General features: G+C 71.0%; 20 protein-coding genes. 17 read left to right on the top strand and 3 right to left on the bottom strand.

Going from position 1 to position 22,486, the window contains the following annotated elements:
* Positions 1-5: 5 nt before the first annotated feature.
* The 3 genes from GTY67_RS27375 to GTY67_RS27385 all read left to right on the top strand — a co-directional run bounded on the left by GTY67_RS27375 (position 6) and on the right by GTY67_RS27385 (position 2,922).
* Complete coding sequence (locus tag GTY67_RS27375) at positions 6-1,250, top strand: ATP-binding protein (RefSeq protein ID WP_093692281.1); 1,245 nt, start codon at positions 6-8, stop codon at positions 1,248-1,250.
* A 405-nt stretch (positions 1,251-1,655) separates the two neighbouring features.
* Positions 1,656-1,952, top strand: coding sequence for a DUF4193 domain-containing protein (locus GTY67_RS27380; RefSeq protein WP_003965732.1), 297 nt, complete (start codon positions 1,656-1,658; stop codon positions 1,950-1,952).
* A 13-nt stretch (positions 1,953-1,965) separates the two neighbouring features.
* Positions 1,966-2,922 (top strand): hypothetical protein, encoded by a 957-nt coding sequence (locus GTY67_RS27385; protein WP_093692280.1) that lies wholly within the window; start codon positions 1,966-1,968, stop codon positions 2,920-2,922.
* A 23-nt stretch (positions 2,923-2,945) separates the two neighbouring features.
* Here the strand turns inward: GTY67_RS27385 and GTY67_RS27390 are convergent, their stop codons facing one another.
* Entirely contained in the window at positions 2,946-3,404 is a 459-nt protein-coding gene (locus GTY67_RS27390) for a DUF3093 domain-containing protein (RefSeq protein ID WP_161280618.1), read from the bottom strand.
* Between the two features lie 58 nt (positions 3,405-3,462).
* On the opposite strand from GTY67_RS27390, the gene GTY67_RS27395 reads away from it, so the two are divergent.
* The 11 genes from GTY67_RS27395 (at position 3,463) to GTY67_RS27445 (ending at position 15,159) form a co-directional block, all read left to right on the top strand.
* Positions 3,463-4,047: a PaaI family thioesterase gene (locus tag GTY67_RS27395; protein WP_093692278.1), complete on the top strand. Its 585-nt coding sequence runs from the start codon at positions 3,463-3,465 to the stop codon at positions 4,045-4,047.
* Positions 4,047-4,574, top strand: a complete 528-nt coding sequence (dut, locus tag GTY67_RS27400; protein WP_018488271.1) for a dUTP diphosphatase — start codon at positions 4,047-4,049, stop codon at positions 4,572-4,574. The genes GTY67_RS27395 and dut overlap by 1 nt, the downstream gene beginning before the upstream one ends.
* 1 nt (position 4,575) lies before the next feature.
* The gene (locus GTY67_RS27405) at positions 4,576-5,343 is read left to right on the top strand and encodes a DUF3710 domain-containing protein (protein ID WP_093692277.1); all 768 of its coding nucleotides are present in this window, start codon (positions 4,576-4,578) and stop codon (positions 5,341-5,343) included.
* Positions 5,344-5,695: 352 nt separating this feature from the next.
* Positions 5,696-5,785, top strand: a complete 90-nt coding sequence (kdpF, locus tag GTY67_RS27410) for a K(+)-transporting ATPase subunit F (protein ID WP_093692276.1) — start codon at positions 5,696-5,698, stop codon at positions 5,783-5,785.
* 7 nt (positions 5,786-5,792) lie between these two features.
* A complete protein-coding gene (kdpA, locus tag GTY67_RS27415) occupies positions 5,793-7,457 on the top strand; it encodes a potassium-transporting ATPase subunit KdpA (protein WP_161280619.1) in 1,665 nt (554 codons plus the stop codon).
* Positions 7,454-9,586 (top strand): potassium-transporting ATPase subunit KdpB, encoded by a 2,133-nt coding sequence (gene kdpB, locus GTY67_RS27420; RefSeq protein WP_161280620.1) that lies wholly within the window; start codon positions 7,454-7,456, stop codon positions 9,584-9,586. The genes kdpA and kdpB overlap by 4 nt, the downstream gene beginning before the upstream one ends.
* 6 nt (positions 9,587-9,592) lie before the next feature.
* Complete coding sequence (locus GTY67_RS27425) at positions 9,593-10,264, top strand: potassium-transporting ATPase subunit C (protein WP_093692273.1); 672 nt, start codon at positions 9,593-9,595, stop codon at positions 10,262-10,264.
* Between the two features lie 247 nt (positions 10,265-10,511).
* On the top strand, positions 10,512-13,061 hold the full coding sequence (locus GTY67_RS27430) for a sensor histidine kinase KdpD (protein WP_093692272.1): 2,550 nt from the start codon (positions 10,512-10,514) through the stop codon (positions 13,059-13,061).
* A gap of 103 nt (positions 13,062-13,164) precedes the next feature.
* Positions 13,165-13,857 (top strand): response regulator, encoded by a 693-nt coding sequence (locus tag GTY67_RS27435; protein WP_161280621.1) that lies wholly within the window; start codon positions 13,165-13,167, stop codon positions 13,855-13,857.
* 75 nt (positions 13,858-13,932) lie between these two features.
* Positions 13,933-14,349, top strand: a complete 417-nt coding sequence (locus GTY67_RS27440) for an OB-fold nucleic acid binding domain-containing protein (RefSeq protein WP_078533286.1) — start codon at positions 13,933-13,935, stop codon at positions 14,347-14,349.
* 3 nt (positions 14,350-14,352) lie between these two features.
* Positions 14,353-15,159, top strand: a complete 807-nt coding sequence (locus GTY67_RS27445; RefSeq protein WP_093692270.1) for a DUF3159 domain-containing protein — start codon at positions 14,353-14,355, stop codon at positions 15,157-15,159.
* A gap of 87 nt (positions 15,160-15,246) precedes the next feature.
* Here the strand turns inward: GTY67_RS27445 and GTY67_RS27450 are convergent, their stop codons facing one another.
* A complete protein-coding gene (locus GTY67_RS27450; RefSeq protein ID WP_093692269.1) occupies positions 15,247-15,927 on the bottom strand; it encodes a TrkA family potassium uptake protein in 681 nt (226 codons plus the stop codon).
* Positions 15,927-16,595, bottom strand: a complete 669-nt coding sequence (locus GTY67_RS27455; protein WP_093692268.1) for a TrkA family potassium uptake protein — start codon at positions 16,593-16,595, stop codon at positions 15,927-15,929. Before GTY67_RS27455 ends, GTY67_RS27450 begins: the two co-directional genes overlap by 1 nt.
* A gap of 321 nt (positions 16,596-16,916) precedes the next feature.
* Between GTY67_RS27455 and GTY67_RS27460 the strand changes: the two genes are divergently transcribed.
* The 3 genes from GTY67_RS27460 to GTY67_RS27470 all read left to right on the top strand — a co-directional run bounded on the left by GTY67_RS27460 (position 16,917) and on the right by GTY67_RS27470 (position 22,241).
* Positions 16,917-18,965 carry an APC family permease gene (locus GTY67_RS27460; RefSeq protein ID WP_161280622.1) on the top strand — a complete coding sequence of 683 codons (2,049 nt, stop codon included), beginning with the start codon at positions 16,917-16,919 and terminating at the stop codon, positions 18,963-18,965.
* 115 nt (positions 18,966-19,080) lie between these two features.
* Positions 19,081-20,409 (top strand): class I SAM-dependent RNA methyltransferase, encoded by a 1,329-nt coding sequence (locus tag GTY67_RS27465; protein WP_161280623.1) that lies wholly within the window; start codon positions 19,081-19,083, stop codon positions 20,407-20,409.
* Positions 20,410-21,800: 1,391 nt separating this feature from the next.
* Entirely contained in the window at positions 21,801-22,241 is a 441-nt protein-coding gene (locus GTY67_RS27470) for a nitroreductase family deazaflavin-dependent oxidoreductase (protein ID WP_161280624.1), read from the top strand.
* Positions 22,242-22,486 lie beyond the last annotated feature (245 nt).

The raw sequence follows: 22,486 nt of genomic DNA on the forward strand, positions 1-22,486 counted from the left end.
GGACCATGGCCGCCACACCGCCGCCCCCCACGGCGCCCCCGAAGCCCACCTGGGAGCCCAAGCAGCAGGAGCCCCCGTACCCCTGGCTGCGCCCGACCATCCGGATACGGCTCACGCTGCTGTACGGCGGGATGTTCCTGATCGCGGGCATCCTGCTGCTCTCGATCATCTACATGCTGGCCGCGCAGGGGCTGCACATGGGCAATGAGCTGCCGTTCAAGCTGCTGCCCGAAAGCAAGATCCAGCTCACCAACAACGCCTGTCCCGCCCTCACCCCGGGCCTCTCGGCGGACGAGGCGAACGCCGCGCTCAAGGCGTGCAACGGGGAGCAGCGCCAGCAGGCTCTGGACACCCTGCTCAACCGCTCCCTCCTCGCCCTGGTCGGCCTCAGCGTGATCGCGTTCGCCTTCGGCTACGCCATGGCCGGACGCGTCCTGTCCCCGCTCGGCCGGATCACCCGCACCGCGCGCAGGGTGGCGGGCACCGACCTGACCCGGCGGATCGAGCTGGACGGGCCGGACGACGAGCTGAAGGAGCTCGCGGACACCTTCGACGACATGCTGGACCGGCTGGAGCGGGCGTTCACCGCGCAGCAGCGGTTCGTCGGCAACGCCTCGCACGAGCTGCGGACCCCGCTGGCGATCAACCGCACGCTGCTGGAGGTCCATCTCTCCGATCCGGAGGCACCACCGGAGCTCCAGCAGCTCGGCAAGACGCTGCTGGCCACCAACGAACGCAGTGAGCAGCTGGTCGAGGGCCTCCTGCTGCTGGCCCGCAGCGACAACCAGATCGTGGAGCGCAAACCGGTCGACCTCGCCGAGGTCGCCGACCGCGCCATCGACCAGGCACGGGCGGAGGCGATGGAGCGGAAGGTCGAGATCCGGGGCGAGCGGTCGGCCGCCGTCGTCCAGGGCAACGGGGTCCTGCTGGAGCGGATCGCGCTGAACCTCGTACAGAACGCCGTGCGCTACAACGTGGACGAGGACGGCTGGGTGGAGGTCACCACCTCCCTCCAGCCCGGCCAGGCCCTGCTGGTCGTCTCGAACACAGGTCCTGTGGTGCCGGCGTACGAGATCGACAACCTCTTCGAGCCGTTCCGGCGGCTGCGTACGGAGCGTACGGGCAGCGACAAGGGGGTCGGACTCGGCCTGTCGATCGCACGGTCCGTCGCGCGGGCCCACGGAGGCCGTATCATCGCGGAGCCCCGCGAAGGCGGCGGTCTCGTGATGCGCGTCACCCTGCCGGTCTGAGAGGCTGCACGGTGTGACTCTGCACCGAATCTTCATGTTCGCTTTGGGCGGAATTTTCAGGACCCGTTCCCGGGCGGGTCGTGTGTGATCGATCACAGGGCCCGTTTTCGGGCCGTCTACTCTCCGTGATCGCACACCGTTCGGAAAGCCGGTAATCGTCCGGGTTTTCGGAGGGGGTTATCACGGGAAGTACACGGGGTGGCGCCTGTGAACTGCGCAGTCGGGACCGTGTACGGTCCCCATCGCCACCCAAGCCGAGCCTCGCCGAGGCGGCCGGTTGGGTGTCGATTGAGTAACAGACCTTGATGTGAGGCAAAATCTCCGCCTCAGGTCGGGCACAAGTCCGGCCTCTCACGCGTTACGTGCGCTGAGACACCCGCAGACACCCAAGAGGGGGAGAGCGACATGGCAACGGATTACGACACCCCACGCAAGACCGACGACGACGTGGACCAGGACAGCCTCGAAGAGCTCAAGGCTCGTCGGAGCGACAAGACGGCCTCCGCCGTCGACGTCGACGAGTTCGACGCCGCCGAAGGCCTCGAACTGCCCGGTGCGGACCTCTCCAACGAGGAGCTGGCCGTCCGGGTCCTGCCCAAGCAGGCCGACGAGTTCACCTGCATGAGCTGCTTCCTGGTGCACCACCGCAGCCAGCTGGCCCGCGAGAAGAACGGTCAGCCCATCTGCCGCGACTGCGACTGAGGTCGGGTCGGCCGTGGCAGGCGACACACCGTTCCGGAAGCGGCGCCCCTGGCGCCGGCACGGACCGGAGGCGAACGAGGGCGGCACAGGCCCGGCAGCAGGCGTCAGCCCGTCTGCCGAGCGGTCCGCCGCTCTGCCGGACCCCTCCGGTGTTTCCGGTTTCTCCGACGACGAGCGGGGCCGTTCGGCCTCGCTCGAAGTGGCGGGGGCGGCGGGCCTGCCGGACCGGAGCGAAGAGCAGGACCAGGCGGAGCCCATGACCGGGGCGGGCCGCCTGCACGCAGTGAAACGGGGGGTGCGCAGGAGCGGGGAGAGCGCCCGTGCCCTGGCCGGCCAGCTGGCCGACCGGATCATCGAAACGGCTCCCCGCGTCCCGGTGCGCGATCTCGCCACCCTGCGCGAGCAGTTCCCGGGCCTCGGGCCCGACGAGCTCGCCGACAAGCTCGTGGCGGGCGCGAGCCGGGCCAGTGCCACCGTCGGCGCGGGCATCGGCGCGGCCGCCATGCTGCCCGTACCGCCCGCCATGCTCGCCGAGCTGGCGGCCGAGGTCACCGGCGTCGCCGCGATCGAGATGAAGCTCGTCGCCGAGCTCCACGAGGTCTACGGCCTCCGCCCGCCGGGCAACCTGGCCCAGCGCTCCACCGCGTATCTGACGTCGTGGACGGAGGAGCGCGGCATCGACGTCACCCGGCCCACCACGCTCAACGCGGCCCTGGGCGGCCAGATGAAGCGCGAGCTGCGCCAGCAGATCACCAAGCGCATGGCGCGCAATCTGCCCAACCTGATCCCGTTCATGATCGGCGCCGCCGTCGGCGCCACGATGAACCGCCGCGACACCCGCAAGCTCGCCGACCGGATCAGGAACGACCTGCGCAAGCAGCAGATCCCCTGGGACCGGCTCCCCGAGCTGCCCCCGCTGGAGCGGCCCGCCGTACCGGTCGTGCTGCCCAAGGAGATCGAGGGCGGCTGAACCCCGGCCCTCCCTACAGCCCCTCAGGCCGTCGGCACCGCCGTCAGCGCCGCCGCCAGGCCCTTCGGGTCCCGGGTGGAGAGGAAGACGTACGGAGTCGGGTCGTCCGGGTCCGTGACCTCCACCCGCACCGCCGTCCCCACATAGCTGCGCAGCAGCATGAAGGCGCGCGCGTCCGCCTTGTACGTGCGCCAGGCGCGCGCCTCCTCGGCGTCCAGCACCTCGGGCTCCCCGAGCGCGGAGAGCGGAATGCGGGCGTCACCGGCGACCAGTGCCCCGGCCACCACCCGGATCCGGGCGGAGCCGTAACTGCTCACCGCGGCCGCGGCGGCCGCCGTACCGCCGACCAGCCCGGCGAGCAGCGGCAGGGTGCCGAGCGGCAGGAGCATCAGCGCACAGGCGACACCGACCCCGAAGGCGATGAACCACCAGGAACGGGGCGCGGTGAGACGTTCGTCGAAGGGCGGTGCGGAAGGCTGCATGGAGCCAAGCTTGGCACGGCGCGACCGGCACACCGCCGCGCGGGTAAGGTCTGCGCCTGTGAGTGGAACATCAGCAGCTCTGACACCTCCGGCCGACGCCGTCGCGCCGGTCCGGCACCCTGACGCCCCCGCCCCCGGGGAGCTCCTCGGCGCGCACTACGAGCACTGTTTCGGCTGCGGTGAGGGACAGCCCCACGGCCTGCACCTCCAGGCCCGGGCCGGTGAAGGCGTGAGCGTGACCGCCGAGTTCACCGTCAGGCCCGCCCACCAGGGCGCCCCCGGCCTCGCCCACGGCGGCGTGCTCGCCACCGCGCTGGACGAGACGCTCGGCTCGCTGAACTGGCTGCTGCGCACGATCGCGGTGACCGGCCGGCTGGAGACCGACTTCGTGCGCCCCGTGCCGGTGGACACCGTGCTGCACCTGGACGCCCGCATCACCGCCGTGCACGGCCGGAAGATCTACTCCACGGCCACCGGCCGGATCGGCGGCCCCGAGGGCCCCGTCGCGGTCCGGGCCGATGCCCTCTTCATCGAGGTCAAGGTGGACCACTTCATCGAGAACGGGCGGCCCGCCGAGATCCAGGCAGCCATGGCCGACCCGGACCAGGTCAAGCGTGCCCGAGCCTTCGAGGTGAACCCCTGATGCGCAGCCCCGTCGACGTACTGATCCGCCTCCTCGACCCGGACGTACCGATTCCGGCGTACGGACACCCGGGGGATGCCGGGGCCGACCTGGTGACCACCGAGGCCGCCGAACTCGCCCCCGGCGAGCGCGTGGTGCTGCCCACCGGCGTCTCGATCGCGCTGCCCGACGGGTACGCCGCCTTCGTGCACCCCCGCTCCGGCCTCGCGGCCCGCTGCGGAGTGGCCCTCGTGAATGCCCCAGGGACGGTGGATGCCGGGTACCGTGGGGAGATCAAGGTGATCGTGGTCAACCTCGATCCGCGCGAGAGCGTGCGATTCGAACGGTTCGACCGGATTGCCCAACTGGTTGTCCAGCAGGTCGAGAAGGTGCGCTTCCACGAGGTGGCGGAACTTCCCGGCTCGGCGCGGGCCGAAGGGGGCTTCGGGTCCACCGGCGGCCATGCGTCGGTGGACGTCGCCGAGGGCGGGATCACCCACGGTGGGAACAGCTACGCTTCGGTCGTATCCGACCGGGAAGGACAGTGACGTGTTCGGACGTCGCAAGAAGAGTGGTTCCGCCGAGGACGCGGCGGACGAGGTGCGCGAGACCGAGCAGGTCGCCGACGAGGGCACCGACGGGGCCGCCGCAGGCGCCCGGCGGACGAATCTTCCGCCGGCCCCCCGGCCGGACGGACCCTGGGACATCTCCGAGGTCTCCCAGCCCGGCGAGGGCCGGGTCGACCTGGGCGGCATCTTCGTGCCCGGTGTCGAGGGCATGGAGCTGCGCGTAGAGGTGGCCGGGGACGCGATCGTCGCCGCCACCGTCGTGCTCCGCGACAGCGCGGTCCAGCTGCAGGCCTTCGCGGCCCCCAAGCGGCAGGGCATCTGGGGCGAGGTCCGTGAGGAGATCGCCTCCGGCATCACCCAGCAGGGCGGCATCATCGACGAGGTCGAGGGCCCGCTGGGCTGGGAGCTGCGCGCGCAGGTCCCCGTACAGCTCCCGGACGGCACCAACGGTGTCCAGCTGGTGCGGTTCGTCGGCGTCGACGGCCCCCGCTGGTTCCTGCGCGGGGTCATCTCGGGCCAGGGCGCGGTCCAGCCGGAGGCCGCGGGCCTGCTGGAGACGATCTTCCGGGACACCGTGGTGGTCCGCGGGGAGGGCCCGATGGCCCCCCGCGACCCGATCGTCCTGAAGCTCCCCAACGATGCCCAGATGGTGCCCGAGGGTGTCCAGCAGGAGGAGCAGGAGGGCTCGAAGTTCTCCGGCGGCATGGGCCAGCTCCAGCGCGGACCGGAGATCACCGAGGTCCGCTAGCGGTACAGAGCGGTACGTCACCACAGCATCGCGGCCGGTGGGCCGCACCCCTTCCCGGGGTGCGGCCCACCGGCCTTTCCGCGTCTCCCGTCCCGTCCCGGCCCGGCCCGGTCCGCCGGCCGAGGGCGCGTATGGGGCGCGTATCGGGCACGTACGAGGAACATCAAGAGCCGGGCCGCTGCCGTAAGGAGACTGTCAACGCCGCTGGTGGGAGCCGTTCTCGGCGGTTTGCTCAGGGGGTCCGAGAAACCGAACCTCCCTAGGAGCACACGATGGCCGACCTGGCCTTCGTCGCCACCACGATCGCGGTCTTCGCGCTGGTGGCCCTCATCGCCCGAGCGGTGGGCAAGCTGTGACCGCCGAGAACACCGTCGGCCTGATCGTGGCCGTCGCCCTGCTGGGCTACCTCGTCCTCGCCCTCCTGCGCCCGGAGAGGTTCTGAGCCCGACATGAGCCCCGTCCTCGCCGGTCTGCTCCAGCTGCTCGCCCTCGTCGCGGCGCTGGCCCTGGCCTACCGTCCCCTCGGCGACCACATGGCCCGGGTCTACACCTCCACCCGCCACCTGCGGGCCGAGAGGTGGATCTACCGGGCCATCGGCGCCGACCCGTCCGCCGAGATGCGATGGCCCGCCTATCTGCGCGCGGTCCTCGCCCTCTCCTTCGTCGGCGTCCTGCTCCTCTACGCGCTCCAGCGGGCGCAGGGGCTCCTGCCCGGCTCCCTGGGCTTCGCCTCGATCGACCCCGACCAGGCGTTCAACACCGCCGCCTCCTTCGTCACCAACACCAACTGGCAGTCGTACGCCGGTGAACAGGCCATGGGCCACGTGGTGCAGACCGGCGGCCTGGCGGTGCAGAACTTCGTCTCCGCCGCCGTGGGCATGGCCGTCGCCGTGGCCCTCGTACGCGGCTTCGCCCGGACCCGCACCGGGGAGCTCGGCAACTTCTGGACCGACCTGGTGCGCGGCACCGTACGCGTCCTGCTGCCGATATCCGTGGCCGGCGCCCTGGTCCTGGTCGTCTGCGGGGCCGTCCAGACCTTCTCCGGCATCCATGGCGTCGGCCAGTTCCTCGGCACCACCCAGCAATGGAACGGCGGCGCGGTCGCCTCGCAGGAGGCCATCAAAGAGCTGGGTACCAACGGCGGCGGCTACTTCAACGCCAACTCCGCCCACCCCTTCGAGAACCCCACACCGCTCTCCAACCTGTTCCAGATCTTCCTCATCCTGCTCATCCCGACCGCGCTGACCCGCACCTTCGGCCGGATGGCCGGTTCGCTGAAGCAGGGGTACGCGCTCCTCGCCACGATGGCGGTCATCTGGACCGGCTTCACGGCGCTGATGCTGTGGACCGAATCCGCCCACCGGGGAGAGGCCTTCGAGATCGCGGGCGGTGCCATGGAGGGCAAGGAGACCCGCTTCGGGATCGCCGGCTCGGCGCTCTTCGCGGTCGCCACGACGCTGACCTCGACCGGAGCGGTGAACTCCTTCCACTCCTCGTACACCGGGTTCGGCGGCGGCATCACGATGCTGGGCATGCAGCTCGGCGAGGTCGCCCCCGGCGGGGTCGGCTCCGGTCTCTACGGCATGCTGATCATGGCGGTCATCGCGGTGTTCATCGCCGGTCTGATGGTCGGCCGGACCCCGGAGTACCTGGGCAAGAAGATCGGCATCCGGGAGATCAAGCTCGCCGCCTGCTACCTCCTCGTCACCCCGGCGCTCGTCCTCGGCCTCACCGCCGTGGCCATGGCTCTGCCCACCGCCCGCCACTCGATGACGAACACGGGGCCGCACGGCTTCTCCGAGATCCTCTACGCCTACACCTCGGCCGCCAACAACAACGGCTCCGCCTTCGCCGGGCTGGCCGCCGACACCCCGTGGTTCAACACCACCCTCGGCATCGCGATGCTGCTCGGCCGCTTCCTGCCGATCGTCCTCGTCCTGGCCCTGGCCGGCTCACTGGCCGAACAGAGGTCCGTCCCCGTCACCACCGGCACCCTCAGCACCCACAGGCCGCTCTTCAGCGGGGTGCTCCTCGCCACGATCCTCATCGTCACCGGTCTCACCTACTTCCCGGCCCTGGCACTGGGCCCGCTGGCTGAAGGGCTCGCGTCATGAGCACGCTCACCGACCCCCGTACGGCGCGACAGGCGCCGCAGGCCGATCACGGGCCCGCCGGGACCCGCGCCGGCTCCGGCAGCCTCGACGTCCGGCTGATGCTCCGGTCCCTGCCCGACGCGGTACGCAAGCTGGACCCCCGGGTGATGGTGAAGTCCCCGGTGATGTTCGTCGTCCTGACCGGCTCGGTGCTCACCACCGTGCTCGCGGCGCTGGAGCCGGGCGACTGGTTCGGCTGGGCGATCACCGGCTGGCTCTGGCTCACCACGCTTTTCGCCAATCTGGCGGAGGCGGTCGCGGAGGGGCGGGGGAGGGCGCAGGCCGAGACCCTGCGCCGGGCCAGGACCGACACCGTCGCCCGCCGCGTCACCGGCGCCGGTTCAGGGTCCGGCTCCGTCGCCGGCTCTGGTTCCGGTGAGGAACGGGTCGCCGGGACGGAGCTGCGCATCGGGGACCTGGTGGTCTGCGAGGCCGGGGACACCGTCCCCGGGGACGGCGATGTGGTGGAAGGCGTCGCCTCCGTGGACGAGTCCGCCATCACCGGCGAATCGGCACCGGTCATCCGGGAGTCCGGCGGCGACCGCTCGGCCGTCACCGGTGGTACGAGGGTGCTCTCCGACCGCGTCGTCATCAGGATCACCACCAAGCCGGGGGAGACGTTCATCGACCGGATGATCGGCCTGGTGGAGGGCGCGGCACGGCAGCGGACGCCCAACGAGATCGCCCTGAACATCCTGCTGGCCTCCCTCACCATCGTCTTCCTCCTGGCCGTCGTCTCGCTCCAGCCGTTCGCGGTGTACGCGGGCGCCGAGCAGTCGCTGATCGTGCTGACGGCCCTGCTGGTCTGTCTGATCCCCACCACCATCGGCGCCCTGCTCTCCGCCATCGGCATCGCGGGCATGGACCGCCTCGTCCAGCGCAACGTGCTGGCCATGTCGGGACGCGCGGTCGAGGCGGCGGGCGACGTGTCGACGCTGCTCCTCGACAAGACCGGCACCATCACCCTCGGCAACCGGCAGGCGGCCGCGTTCGTCCCGGTGGCGGGGGCGGGCGAGGCGGAGCTCGCCGGGGCCGCGCGCCTCTCCTCGCTCGCCGACGAGACCCCGGAGGGCCGGTCGGTCGTCGCCCTCGCGGACGAGCGCCACGGGCCGTACGGGCCGGAGGCGCGGGCGGACGGCGCGGAGTGGATCGCCTTCACCGCCCGGACCCGGATGTCCGGGGTGGACCTGGACGGCCGCCGGGTCCGCAAGGGCGCGGCCCGGTCCGTGACCGCCTGGGTGCGGAGCCGGGGCGGCGAGGTGCCCGGTGACGCGGGCGAGATCGCGGACCGGATCGCGGCGGCGGGCGGTACGCCGCTGCTGGTGGCCGTCGAGGACGCGCACGGGACCCGGGTCCTGGGCGTCGTCCACCTCAAGGACGTCGTGAAGGAAGGGATGCGGGAACGGTTCGGCGAGCTGCGCCGCATGGGCATCCGTACGGTGATGATCACCGGCGACAACCCGCTGACCGCTCGGGCCGTCGCCGAGGAGGCGGGCGTCGACGACTTCCTGGCCGAGGCCACGCCCGAGGACAAGATGGCCCTCATCAAGCGGGAGCAGGCCGGCGGACGGCTGGTCGCGATGACCGGGGACGGCACCAACGACGCCCCCGCGCTCGCCCAGGCCGATGTCGGCGTCGCGATGAACACCGGCACCTCGGCCGCCAAGGAGGCCGGGAACATGGTCGACCTGGACTCCGACCCCACCAAGCTCATCGAGATCGTCCGGATCGGCAAGCAGCTCCTGATCACCCGGGGCGCCCTGACCACGTTCTCCATCGCCAACGATGTCGCGAAGTACTTCGCGATCATCCCGGCCATGTTCGCCGTGGCCTACCCGTCGCTGGACCGCCTCAACATCATGCGTCTCGCCTCGCCCGAGTCCGCGATCCTCTCGGCCGTCGTCTTCAACGCGCTGATCATCGTGGTGCTCGTCCCCCTGGCCCTGAAGGGCGTCCGTTACCGGCCCGCAGGCGCCGACGCGATGCTGCGGCGCAACCTCGGCCTCTACGGGCTCGGCGGCCTGATCGCCCCCTTCATCGGCATCAAACTCCTCGACCTGCTCATCTCCCTCATCCCCGGAATCGGCTGATCCGCCATGACCCACACCTACGCCGGCACCACCGCCCGGCTGCTCGGAGCCGGGCTGCGCGCCCTGCTCGTCCTCACCCTGGTCTGCGGCGTCCTCTACCCGCTGGCCGTCACCGGAGGGGCCCAGGCACTCTTTCCCGGCCGGGCCAACGGCTCGGAGATCACCGCCGGCGGCCGGACCGTCGGCTCGGAGCTCATCGGCCAGCGCTACGACCTCCCGGCACGCAGGGGCGGCGAGGCGCCCGCACCCGACCTCCGGTGGTTCCAGCCCCGCCCGTCCGCCGGGCTCTCCACCAACAGTGTCAACACCCGGTACGACCTCCTCGTCTCCGGCGCCTCCAACCTCGCCGGCGACAACGAGGAGCTGATCGGCCGGGTGAAGGCCGCCCAGGAGGCCGTCGTCGCCGACAACTCCGTACCGGGCCACCGCGTCCGCCCCCAGGACGTCCCCCCGGACGCCGTCACCTCCTCCGGGTCCGGCCTCGACCCGCACATCTCCCCGGCGTACGCCGAGCTCCAGGTCCGCCGGGTCGCCGCCCGCAACCACCTGGACGCCGACCGGGTGGCGGAGCTGGTCGCGCACCACACCGAGGGGCGGACCCTCGGCTTCGTCGGAGAGCCCCGGGTGAACGTCCTGCGGCTCAACATCGCCCTGCGGGAGCTGGCGGACGCCCGCTGACCGGCCCCACACCGCTCCGCGGGACAGGACCGGCGCCCGCCGGACCGGCCCCTGACGCGGACCTCCCCGAGACGGGCAGGTCCGCGTCAGGGCCGCGTCAACGCCATCAGGGTTGCGTCAATACGGCCCTCACCTGCGCTCCCAGGTGCCGGAGCCACGGATGCGCGGAGTAGCGTCGTCAGCGGCAGCCGCACCCGGCGCCATCGGCCACCGGCACGGACGGCCGCAGGAAGAAGACAATGGGGCCATGGGACGCGGCACACTCCGGATCTACCTCGGCTCGGCACCGGGCGTCGGCAAGACGTACGCGATGCTGGCCGAGGCCCACCGCAGGGTCGAGCGCGGCACCGACTGCGTGGTGGCCCTCGTGGAGCACCACGACCGGCCGCGTACCGAGGTGATGCTGCACGGCCTGGAACAGATCCCCCGTTCCGAGATCGACTACCGCTCCGCCGTCTTCACCGAGATGGACGTCGACGCCGTCCTGGAGCGCGCGCCCGCCGTGGCCCTGGTGGACGAGCTGGCCCACACCAATGTGCCGGGCTCCCGCAACGCCAAGCGCTGGCAGGACGTCGAAGAGCTTCTCAAGGCCGGGATCGACGTCATATCCACGGTCAACATCCAGCACCTGGAGTCGCTCGGCGACGTCGTGGAGTCGATCACCGGCGTACGCCAGCAGGAGACCGTCCCGGACGAGGTGGTGCGCCGGGCCGACCAGATCGAGCTGGTCGACATGTCGCCCCAGGCGCTGCGCCGCCGGATGGCGCACGGCAACATCTACCAGCCCGACAAGCTGGACGCCGCCCTCTCGAACTACTTCCGCCCCGGCAACCTGACCGCCCTGCGCGAGCTGGCCCTCCTGTGGACCGCCGACCGGGTCGACGAGTACCTCCAGCAGTACCGGGGCGAGCACAACATCCGTACCACCTGGCAGGCCCGCGAACGCATCGTCGTCGGCCTCACCGGCGGACCTGAAGGCCGTACGCTCATCCGCCGCGCCTCCCGGATGGCCGCCAAGGGCTCCGGCAGCGAGATCCTCGCCGTCTACATCGCACGCAGCGACGGGCTGACCTCCGCCTCGCCCAAGGAGCTGGCAGTCCAGCGCACCCTGGTCGAGGACGTCGGCGGAACGTTCCACCACGTCATCGGCGACGACATCCCCGCCGCCCTCCTGGAGTTCGCCCGCGGGGTCAACGCCACCCAGATCGTGCTGGGCTCCAGCCGCCGCAAGACCTGGCAGTACATCTACGGCCCCGGGGTCGGCGCCACCGTCGCCCGGGAGTCCGGACCCGACCTGGACGTCCACATCGTCACCCACGAAGAGGTCGCCAAGGGGCGCGGACTGCCCATCGCCCGCGGTGCCCGGCTCGGGCGGGCCCGGATCATCTGGGGCTGGCTCGTCGGCGTCGCCGGATCGATCCTGCTCTCACTGCTGCTGCGGAGCCTGGAGAACGGCCCCGGCCTCGCCAACGACGTCCTGCTCTTCCTTTTCCTGACCGTCGCTGCCGCCCTGCTCGGCGGGTTGCGGCCCGCCCTCGCCTCGGCCGCCGTCGGCGTGATGCTCCTGAACTACTGGTTCACCCCGCCGACCCACACCCTCACCGTCCAGGACCCGGAGAACTTCGTCGCCATCGTGATCTTCTTCGCGGTGGCCGTGGCGGTCTCCTCGGTGGTGGACCTCGCGGCCCGCCGTACCCACCAGGCCGCCCGGCTGCGCGCCGAGTCGGAGATCCTCTCCTTCCTGGCGGGCAGCGTGCTGCGCGGCGAGACCGCGCTGGACGCGCTGCTGGAGCGGGTCCGCGAGACCTTCGCGATGGAGTCCGTCGCCCTGCTGGAGCGGGCCAGCGACGTCGATCCGTGGACCTGTGCCGGATTCGTCGGGCCCGCCCCGGTCGCCCGGCCCGACGACGCGGACGTGGACATGCCGGTCGGCGACAACATGGCGCTCGCGCTGTCCGGCCGGGTGCTGCCGGCCGAGGACCGCCGGGTGCTCGGCGCCTTCGCCGCCCAGGCTGCCGTCGTCCTGGACCGCCAGCGCCTGGTCTCCGAGGCCGACCGGGCCCGCAGGCTCGCCGAGGGCAACCGGATCAGGACCGCGCTGCTGGCCGCCGTCAGCCATGACCTGCGCACCCCGCTCGCCGGGATCAAGGCCGCCGTCAGCTCGCTGCGCTCCGACGATGTCGCCTGGTCCCCGGAGGACGAGGCCGAACTCCTCGAAGGCATCGAGGACGGCGCCGACCGCCTCGACCACCTCGTGGGCAACCTGCTGGACATGTCCCGCCTCCAGACCGGCACCGTGACCCCGCTGATCCGCGAGATCGACCTCGACGAGGTGGTGCCGATGGCGCTCGGCGGGGTCCCCGAGGGCAGCGTCGACCTGGACATCCCCGAGACGCTGCCCATGGTCGCCGTCGACCCGGGGCTGCTGGAGCGGGTCGTCGCCAACGTCGTCGAGAACGCCGTCAAGTACAGCCCCGGCGGCGAGCCCATCGCGGTGGCCGCCAGCGCGCACGGCGAACGCGTCGAACTCCGGGTCGTCGACCGGGGGCGCGGCGTCCCCGACGAGGCCAAGGAGCGGATCTTCGAGCCCTTCCAGCGGTACGGTGACGCCCCGCGCGGCGCCGGGGTGGGCCTCGGCCTCGCGGTCTCCCGGGGGTTCGCCGAGGCCATGGGCGGCACCCTGGACGCCGAGGACACCCCCGGCGGCGGGCTGACCATGGTCCTGACGCTGACGGCCGCACCGGGCCGGGGCCAGGCCCAGGACCGGGCGGCGCTCCCGGCCGAGGCCACCTCATGACGCACCCGCCCCGCACGGTCCCGCCACCCCATGACGGAGCCGCCCGCGTGAAGCCCGCCCCCTACTCCCCGTACAGCTCCTCCCGCAGAAAGGCAGGTCCGCGATGACCCGGGTGCTTGTGGTCGACGACGAGCCGCAGATCGTACGCGCCCTCGTGATCAACCTGAAGGCCCGCAAGTACGAGGTCGACGCCGCACCGGACGGGGCGACCGCTCTCCAGCTCGCCGCCGCCCGCCACCCCGACGTCGTGCTCCTGGACCTCGGGCTGCCCGACATGGACGGGGTCGAGGTGATCAAGGGCCTGCGCGGCTGGACCCGGGTCCCGATCCTCGTCCTCTCCGCGCGCCACACCTCCGACGAGAAGGTGGAGGCGCTGGACGCGGGCGCCGACGACTACGTCACCAAGCCCTTCGGCATGGACGAGCTGCTGGCCCGCCTGCGCGCCTCCGTACGCCGCTCGGAACCGGTCGGCCAGGAGGTCACCGAGGACCTGGCGATCGTGGAGACGGCCGGCTTCACCGTCGACCTGGCGGCCAAGAAGGTGCACCGCGCCGGCCGCGACGTACGGCTGACCCCCACCGAGTGGCATCTGCTGGAGGTCCTCGTCCGCAACGGCGGCCGCCTGGTCAGCCAGAAACAGCTCCTCCAGGAGGTCTGGGGGCCCTCCTACGGCACCGAGACCAACTATCTGCGGGTCTACATGGCCCAGCTCCGCCGCAAGCTGGAGGCGGACCCCTCGCACCCCCGCCACTTCGTCACCGAGCCGGGCATGGGTTACCGCTTCGAGCGTGACTGACGCTCACCGGCTCACCCTTTCGAGTGGTCCGCCCAGGCCTCAGTGCACAGCCCGCAGGACCGGTACCCTTCGGGTATGAGTGCTGTTCCCCGACACGAGAAGGCCGGCAGGGCGGAGAGGCCTTCCGGGCGCTTCCGCCGTATGCTCGACCGGCTCTCCAGCTCCCAGGAGGACCTGGAGTCCCAGGAGCTGCGGGAGGACACCCAGGCCACCGGATGCACGCGGATATCCGAGTGCTCCGACCGCCAGATAGTCAAGGTGGCTGGTACGTTGCGGACCGTCACCCTCCGTCCCCGGGCCGGAGTGCCCGCCCTGGAGGCGGAGCTCTTCGACGGCACCGAGCCGCTGGACGTGGTCTGGCTGGGCCGTCGCTCCATCGTCGGCATAGAGCCGGGCCGCAGGATCATCGCCTCGGGCCGGGTCGCCATGAGCCACGGGCGCCGGGTGCTGTTCAACCCCACATACGAACTCCGACCGCTCGGCAAGGAGTAGCCGGTGACGTCTCTCGACAAGCCGACGTCCGAAACGGACCAGCCCCACCCCACCGACCGGCACAGCGCCGGCGGAAGGCACGCCGCCCAGCAGGACGCCGCGTCGAAGGCGGTCACCGAAGCCGCCCTCTTCGAGGCCTTCGGCGGTGTGCGCGGCATGGTGGAGACAGTCCTGCCCGGGCTGCTCTTCGTCACGATCTTCACCATCAACAAGGACCTGCACATCTCGGCCATCGCGGCCCTGGCGGTCTCCCTGGCCCTGGTCGCCGTACGGCTGCTGCGCCGGGACACCGTGAAGCACGCCTTCAGCGGCGTCTTCGGGGTCGCCTTCGGTGTCGTCTTCGCGATGATGACGGGCAACGCCAAGGACTTCTACCTGCCGGGCATGCTCTACACGCTGGGGCTGGCCACGGCCTACCTTGTCACCGCCGCCGCCGGGGTGCCGCTGATCGGGCTGATCCTGGGCCCGGTCTTCAAGGAGAACCTCTCCTGGCGGACGCGTAACCCCGGCCGCAAGAAGGCGTACACCAAGGCCAGTTACGCCTGGGGCCTCATCCTGCTCGCCAAGTGCGCGATCCTCTTCCCGCTGTACTGGTGGGCCGACACCACCCAGTTCGGCTGGGTGCTGGTCGCGCTGAAGATCCCGCCGTTCCTGCTCGCGGTCTATCTGACCTGGGTCTTCCTCGCGAAGGCGCCGCCGCCCATCGACGTCTTCGCCGAGATGGAGGCCGAGGAGAAGGCCGCGGAGCAGGCAGAGAAGGACCGCAAGGCCGAGCAGGCCGCGGCAGCCCTCCGCAACCCGGAGGCGTAAAGACGTAAAGGTAAGGGCCCGTAACCGCTGTTGTGCGGTTACGGGCCCTTCCTATGCTCACGCGTCAGCTGTAGGACCGCTCACACGTCAGTCGTCGGACGACGGATCGCGGCGGACCGACAGCAGGTCCTCCAACTGCTCCTCGCGCGCCTGGGCCGCCACGAACAGCAGCTCGTCACCGGCCTCCAGGGACTCCTCGGGGCTCGGCGTCAGCACCCGCGTCCCGCGGATGATGGTGACCAGCGAGGTGTCCTCGGGCCACGCCACCTCACCGACCCGGGTGCCGGCCAGCGCCGACTCCGGCGGCAGCGTCAGCTCCACCAGGTTGGCGTCGCCGTGGCTGAAGCGCAGCAGCCGGACCAGATCGCCGACGCTCACCGCCTCCTCCACCAGGGCCGACATCAGCCGCGGGGTCGAGACCGCGACATCGACGCCCCAGGACTCGTTGAACAGCCACTCGTTCTTCGGGTGGTTGACCCGCGCCACCACCCGCGGCACGCCGTACTCGGTCTTCGCGAGCAGCGAGACGACCAGGTTCACCTTGTCGTCCCCCGTCGCCGCGATCACCACGTTGCACCGCTGCAACGCCGCCTCGTCCAGCGAGGTGATCTCGCAGGCGTCCGCGAGCAGCCACTCGGCCGACGGCACCCGCTCCACCGAGATGGCGCTGGGCGCCTTGTCGATGAGCAGCACTTCGTGCCCGTTCTCCAGCAGCTCGGCGGCGATGGAACGGCCCACCGCGCCCGCCCCGGCAATCGACACACGCATCAGTGACCGCCCTCCTCGGGACCCTCGGCGAAGGCCTCTTCGACCTTGGCGATCTCGTCCGTACGCATCATCACGTGGACCAGGTCGCCCTCCTGCAGGACGGTCTGCGACGTCGGCAGTATGGCCTCGCCCAACCGGGTGAGGAAGGCGACGCGGACGCCGGTCTCCTCCTGGAGGGTGCTGATCCGGTGGCCGATCCAGGCCGGTGTCGTGTGCACCTCGGCGAGCTGGACACCCCCGCTCGGATCGCGCCACAGCGGCTCCGCGCCCGACGGCAGCAGCCGCCGCAGCATCTGGTCCGCCGTCCAGCGCACCGTCGCCACGGTGGGGATGCCGAGCCGCTGGTAGACCTCGGCCCGCTTCGGGTCGTAGATACGGGCCGCGACGTTCTCGATGGAGAACATCTCGCGGGCCACCCGGGCCGCGATGATGTTGGAGTTGTCACCGCTGCTGACCGCGGCGAACGCCCCGGCCTCCTCGATGCCCGCCTCGCGGAGGGTGTCCTGGTCGAAGCCGACCCCGGTGACCCGGCGGCCGCCGAATCCGGACCCGAGACGGCGGAAGGCCGTCGGGTCCTGGTCGATCACCGCGACCGTGTGCCCCTGCTGCTCCAGGGTCTGCGCGAGAGCGGCTCCGACGCGCCCGCAACCCATGATGACGATGTGCACCGTTCGCCTACCTCGCCGTCCTGGTCGTCCGGCCGACCTGCGAAAACACGCTGCTCACACTTCTCTCTCAGCTTGCCGGGCAAACAACGGGGCAACGACTTCGGCGCTGCCCGGGGATGAGCTTATGCCGCTGGGGGCCCGCTGTTTCCTCCGAGTGTGCGTTGCCCCGGACACATGGGCAAAGAGGGAGTAAAAGCGCTGCGCCGGTCGCAAGGATTCCGTTAAGGATTACGGCCGGTTTCCGCTCCTTCCGCAGGAGAGAGCGGTGCCACGGCGTTCAGGCGTCCATGACCGGCACGGGCTCCGCTTACGATCCTCAGCGTGTCCAAACTGACCGACGTGCCCAAAAGGATTCTGATCGGGCGGGCGCTGCGCAGCGACAAGCTGGGGGAGACCCTCCTCCCCAAGCGCATCGCGCTCCCCGTCTTCGCGTCCGACCCGCTGTCCTCGGTGGCGTACGCCCCCGGAGAAGTCCTCCTGGTCCTGTCCATCGCGGGTGTGTCGGCGTACCACTTCAGCCCCTGGATCGCGCTGGCCGTCGTGGTCCTGATGTTCACGGTCGTCACCTCCTACCGGCAGAACGTCCGCGCCTACCCGAGCGGCGGAGGCGACTACGAGGTCGCCACCACCAACCTCGGCCCCCGGGCCGGACTGACCGTCGCCAGCGCCCTGCTGGTCGACTACGTCCTCACGGTGGCCGTGTCGATCTCCGCGGGCGTGGAGAACCTGGGCTCCGCGATCCCCTTCGTCATCGAACACAAGACGCTCTGCGCGATCGGCGCCATCGTCCTGCTCACGCTGATGAACCTGCGCGGGGTCAGGGAGTCGGGGAAGCTGTTCGCGGTCCCCACGTACCTCTTCGTGGCGGGCGTCTTCCTGATGATCCTGTGGGGCGCGTTCCGGGGCCTGGTCCTCGGCGACACGATGCACGCCCCGACCTCCGAGTTCGAGATCAAGCCCGAACACCAGGGCCTCGCGGGCTTCGCGCTGGTCTTCCTCCTGCTGCGCGCCTTCTCCTCCGGCTGCGCCGCCCTGACCGGCGTGGAGGCGATCAGCAACGGGGTGCCGGCCTTCCGCAAGCCGAAGTCCAAGAACGCGGCGACGACGCTCGCGATGATGGGCCTGCTCGCCGTCACCATGTTCTGCGGGATCATCGCCCTGGCCATGACCACCGGCGTCAAGATGGCCGAGTACCCGGCCAAGGACCTGATCCGCGACGGTGTCCCGGTCGGCGACGGCTACACCCAGGACCCGGTGATCGCCCAGGTCGCGGAGGCGGTCTTCGGCCACGGCTCGGTCCTCTTCATGCTCCTCGCCGCAGCCACCGCGCTGGTCCTCTTCCTGGCCGCGAACACCGCGTACAACGGCTTCCCGCTGCTCGGATCGATCCTCGCCCAGGACCGCTACCTGCCGCGCCAGCTCCACACCCGCGGCGATCGCCTCGCCTTCTCCAACGGCATCGTGCTGTTGGCCGGCGCCGCGATGCTGCTGGTCTGGATCTACGGCGCGGACTCCACGCGCCTGATCCAGCTGTACATCGTCGGCGTCTTCGTCTCCTTCACCCTGAGCCAGACCGGCATGGTGCGGCACTGGAACCGCCTGCTGGCCGACGAACGCGACCAAGCCAAGCGCCGCCACATGATCCGCTCGCGCGCCATCAACGCCTTCGGCGCCTTCTTCACCGGCCTGGTGCTGGTGGTCGTCCTGGCCACCAAGTTCAGCCACGGCGCGTGGGTCGCGCTGCTCGGCATGGTGATCTTCTACGGCACGATGACGGCGATCCGAAAGCACTACGACCGGGTGGCCGCCGAGATCGCGGCGGACGACGCCGTCCCCGACGAGACCATCCGCCCCTCCCGCGTCCACGCGATCGTCCTGGTCTCCAAGCTCCACCGCCCCACCCTGCGCGCCCTCGCCTACGCCAAGCTCATCCGCGCCGACCACCTGGAGGCGCTCTCCATCAGCGTCGACCCGGACGAGACGAAGGCCCTGCGCGAGGACTGGGGGCGGCGCAACATCGACGTACCGCTCAAGATCCTGGACTCGCCCTACCGCGAGGTGACCCGCCCGGTCATCGAGTACGTGAAGGGCCTGCGCCGCCAGAGCCCGCGCGATGTGATCAGCGTCTATATCCCGGAGTACGTGGTCGGCCACTGGTACGAGCACCTGCTGCACAACCAGAGCGCCCTGCGCCTCAAGGGCCGCCTGCTCTTCACGCCGGGCGTGATGGTCACCTCGGTCCCGTACCAGCTCCAGTCCTCCGAGGCGGCGAAGAAGCGGGCGCGCAGGCGAGCGGACTGGACCGCTCCGGGTTCGGTACGGCGGGGCCCGGTGGAACGCCGGCACAAGGAGCCGGGCCGGAAGGGCTGAGCGGGGCGCGGCGGACGTCTCGTGGTAAGCACCCTGGCGGCACCCACGTAGACTGGTGGGCTGTTGTCCGGCCGCGCGCACCCGCCTTTCCCCTTCCTCCCTGGAGCCTCCCCTCATGCAGAACGAACCCACGTCGTCGCTGGTCGGAGAGGAGTACGAGGTCGAGGTCGGCCCCGTCGCACACGGCGGCCACTGCATCGCCCGTACGGCCGAGAACCAGGTCCTCTTCGTCCGCCACACGCTCCCCGGCGAGAAGATCATCGCCAAGGTCACCGACGGCGACACGGACTCGCGCTTCCTGCGGGCCGACGCCGTACGGATCCTGGAGCCGTCCAAGGACCGGGTCGAGGCCCCGTGCCCGTACGCCGGTCCCGGCATGTGCGGCGGCTGCGACTGGCAGCACGCCAAGCCCGGCGCGCAGCGCCGCCTCAAGGGCGAGGTGATCGCCGAGCAGCTCAAGCGCCTGGCGGGCCTGACGCCCGAGGAGGCCAGCTGGGACGGCACGGTCATGCCCGCCGAGGGCGACAAGCTCCCGCCGGGCGAGGTCCCGGCCTGGCGCACCCGCGTCCAGTACACCGTGGACGCGGAGGGCCGGGCGGGCCTGCGCAAGCACCGCTCGCACGACGTCCAGCCGATCGACCGCTGCCTGATCGCCGCCCCCGGGGTCTCGGAGCTCGGCGTCGAGAAGCGCGAGTGGCCGCAGATCGCCGCGGTGGAAGCGATCACCGCCACCGGCTCCAACGACCGCCAGGTCATCCTCACCCCGAAGCCCGGCGGCCGGCTCCCCCTGGTGGAGCTGGACAAGCCGGTCTCCGTACTCCGCGTCGAGGAGCACGACGGCGGCGTCCACCGCGTCCACGGCCGCGCCTTCGTCCGCGAACGCGCCGACGACCGCACGTACCGCGTCGGCTCCGGCGGCTTCTGGCAGGTCCACCCGCAGGCGGCCAACACCCTGGTCCGCGCGGTCATGCAGGGCCTGCTGCCCCGCAAGAACGACACGGCCCTCGACCTCTACTGCGGCGTCGGCCTCTTCGCCGGAGCCATCGGCCAGCGCATCGGCGAGAAGGGCGCGGTGCTCGGCATCGAGTCCGGCAAGCGCGCGGTCGAGGACGCCCGCCACAACCTCAAGGACCTGGACCGCGTCCGCATCGAACAGGGCAAGGTCGACCAGGTCCTGCCCCGCACGGGCATCACGGAGTGCGACCTGATCGTCCTGGACCCCCCGCGCGCGGGCGCGGGCAAGCAGGTGGTCAAGCACCTGTCAGGCCTGGGCGCCCGCAAGATCGCCTACGTGGCCTGCGACCCGGCGGCCCTGGCCCGGGACCTGGCGTACTTCGCGGAGGGCGGGTACAGGGTGCGGACGCTGCGGGCGTTCGATCTGTTTCCGATGACGCATCATGTGGAGTGCGTGGCGATTCTGGAGCCGGTGGCGAAGGGCGCCTGACCTGCGGTTTTGTGCGTGCGCATTATGTGCGGTGTGGGCGTTGCGGGCGATATCTTGACGCTGAAACGACGCCCGTGACACTCGCTCTGATGGAGTGTCAGGCGCGTGTTGGACACGTCGGGCGAGGTGAAGGCTGCGAGTGACGCTGCACACCCGAGAGAGCTGGTGACGCTCGGAGCGGAGTCGCCGGGGCCCGTCGATCAGATGCCCCGGAAGAGACCAGCGAGCGCGGTGACCTGCCGCGATGAGGGAGATTTGGTCGCTGACCTGGGCGAATGGTCTTTCACTTGTTTCAAGCTCGTGCGGGTTGATGAAGCCGCAAGTCCCAGAAGGGTCCACACCGTCACCAGGCCGGAGCTGGCTTCGATGTGCCGTTGAGTACGGCGCAGAGTGCCGTGCGCGTCCGGGAGGCCCCGGCCGATGGTGCCCACATCGACGGCTGTGCGGCGGGCGATGGTCGGCATTCAGGCCCGGGCTGAGCCGCGGCCATGGATGAGATGGGCGGTGCTGACGGCACGCAGGACACCCCGCGTCGGCGGGAGTGTTCCGGGCGCGAGCGAACAGCGGCGGCGGCAAGAAGGAGGTGGTCCGGGGCGGATGCCGGCCCATCTCGCCGAACGGTCGCCCGGACCGCACCGCCGCCCGCAGCCGACTGCCGGCCGGAGGGTCTCGATGTGCTGTTCGGAGCCTGTGCCCAATGACCACCACCTCGGCGGCACGCGCCGACCGTGCACCGGCCCCCGGAGTTTCACCTGGGCGCAACCGCGCAATGGCCGCCCAGCAGAGCTTCCCCCCGGGGGTACGTTCCTGACAGCTGGCCGGGCACCGAGCGCTCGCGCGCCAAGACGGCCCGATTGCTCTCCCGTCCGCCCTGTGCGCTGGAGAGCGCTGGCAGCGAACTGCACCACAAGCACGGGCCCCGGCCGCCGAGCAGGGCCATTCCGCAGGGCACGAGCCGGAAGCCGAGGGCATCGGGCTGCTCGCAGAACTCCTCCGGATGGCGCGGGTCGCAGGCCGCTCTGATCGTGTCCGGGGTGGTAAGCGTTGACGCGGGTGCATGACTCGCCCCGCACCGCCGGCCGCCTCGCGATCGGATCCCCCATGTCCTCGGCATCGGCGGGCCGTTGCGGTGGGTCTCCCCGCCCGGAACCGGAGGTCACGATGCCGGTCGAGAACGCGTCCAGAGACGCTCGACGGGGTCGTGCGGATGGCTGGAAGGTGTTGTGCCGGGGCAGTCGGGCGTGGATGCTCGAAGCGCGCCGCCGGGTCGGCGCATGGCACGGTTTCCGGTCAACTTACCTGTCTTTTTGGCGATATGGGTTTGCCTTTTTTGAAGTTACTCAAACTGTAGTATGCGGTGGCGTTGTTGCCACCCTGGACGGAGCGAGTGCATGGACGGGCAGGACGAGGCGCTGGACAGTTCGACGAGCTGGGTCGCCACACACGTGCGGAGGTATCTGGCGAGCGACGGGGCCAGCGGGCACATCTGGTACGGGAAGCCGACGCTCGTGCTGACCCACCGGGGGCGCACCTCAGGAGCGCTGCGGCGGACCGGACTCATCTACGGGGAGGACGACGGGAACTTCGTCGTCGTCGGATCCAACGGGGGGTCCGACCTGCACCCGCAGTGGTACCTGAACCTGCTCGCCGACCCGCGGGCCCGGATCCAGGTGGCGGCCGACGTGCACGAGGTCGCCGCCCGGGAGGCCGAGGGGACGGAGCGGGACCGGCTCTGGGACGCGATGGCCGCGATCTTCCCGCAGTACAAGAGCTACCGGAAGAAGACCGAACGGCGCATTCCCGTCGTGGTGCTGGAGCCGCGGCAGGGCTGAGCCGTGGGCATGGCGTGACGTGGGGGCCGGGGAGCTCCCGTCGCGGAGCGGAGCGGGCCGACGCGGTGGTGGCCCTGTTCTCGGGGGGCCACCGCGTGGGTTCCCCCCGTTCGATGTCCGTACGTCGTAAGGGGTGTGTTGTGGGGAGAATCAGCCGCCGGGGGTTGCTGACCGCGGCAGCGGCGGGGGCCGCGACCGTGACCGCGACGAGGGGGGCGCAGGCGGACGCCGGAAGGCCGCCCAAG

The organism is Streptomyces sp. SID8374 (genome assembly GCF_009865135.1).
GTDB lineage: Bacteria > Actinomycetota > Actinomycetes > Streptomycetales > Streptomycetaceae > Streptomyces.

What these genes read in the sequence shown, in the direction of transcription:
- GTY67_RS27440 (WP_078533286.1), top strand. Translation starts at nt 13,933, where the DNA reads ATGAGTGCTGTTCCCCGACACGAGAAGGCCGGCAGGGCGGAGAGGCCT.
- GTY67_RS27470 (WP_161280624.1), top strand. Translation starts at nt 21,801, where the DNA reads ATGGACGGGCAGGACGAGGCGCTGGACAGTTCGACGAGCTGGGTCGCC.
- GTY67_RS27390 (WP_161280618.1), bottom strand. Translation starts at nt 3,404, where the DNA reads ATGCAGCCTTCCGCACCGCCCTTCGACGAACGTCTCACCGCGCCCCGT.
- kdpB (WP_161280620.1), top strand. Translation starts at nt 7,454, where the DNA reads ATGAGCACGCTCACCGACCCCCGTACGGCGCGACAGGCGCCGCAGGCC.
- kdpA (WP_161280619.1), top strand. Translation starts at nt 5,793, where the DNA reads ATGAGCCCCGTCCTCGCCGGTCTGCTCCAGCTGCTCGCCCTCGTCGCG.
- dut (WP_018488271.1), top strand. Translation starts at nt 4,047, where the DNA reads ATGCGCAGCCCCGTCGACGTACTGATCCGCCTCCTCGACCCGGACGTA.
- GTY67_RS27425 (WP_093692273.1), top strand. Translation starts at nt 9,593, where the DNA reads ATGACCCACACCTACGCCGGCACCACCGCCCGGCTGCTCGGAGCCGGG.
- GTY67_RS27435 (WP_161280621.1), top strand. Translation starts at nt 13,165, where the DNA reads ATGACCCGGGTGCTTGTGGTCGACGACGAGCCGCAGATCGTACGCGCC.
- GTY67_RS27380 (WP_003965732.1), top strand. Translation starts at nt 1,656, where the DNA reads ATGGCAACGGATTACGACACCCCACGCAAGACCGACGACGACGTGGAC.
- GTY67_RS27450 (WP_093692269.1), bottom strand. Translation starts at nt 15,927, where the DNA reads ATGCGTGTGTCGATTGCCGGGGCGGGCGCGGTGGGCCGTTCCATCGCC.
- GTY67_RS27465 (WP_161280623.1), top strand. Translation starts at nt 19,081, where the DNA reads ATGCAGAACGAACCCACGTCGTCGCTGGTCGGAGAGGAGTACGAGGTC.
- GTY67_RS27375 (WP_093692281.1), top strand. Translation starts at nt 6, where the DNA reads ATGGCCGCCACACCGCCGCCCCCCACGGCGCCCCCGAAGCCCACCTGG.
- GTY67_RS27430 (WP_093692272.1), top strand. Translation starts at nt 10,512, where the DNA reads ATGGGACGCGGCACACTCCGGATCTACCTCGGCTCGGCACCGGGCGTC.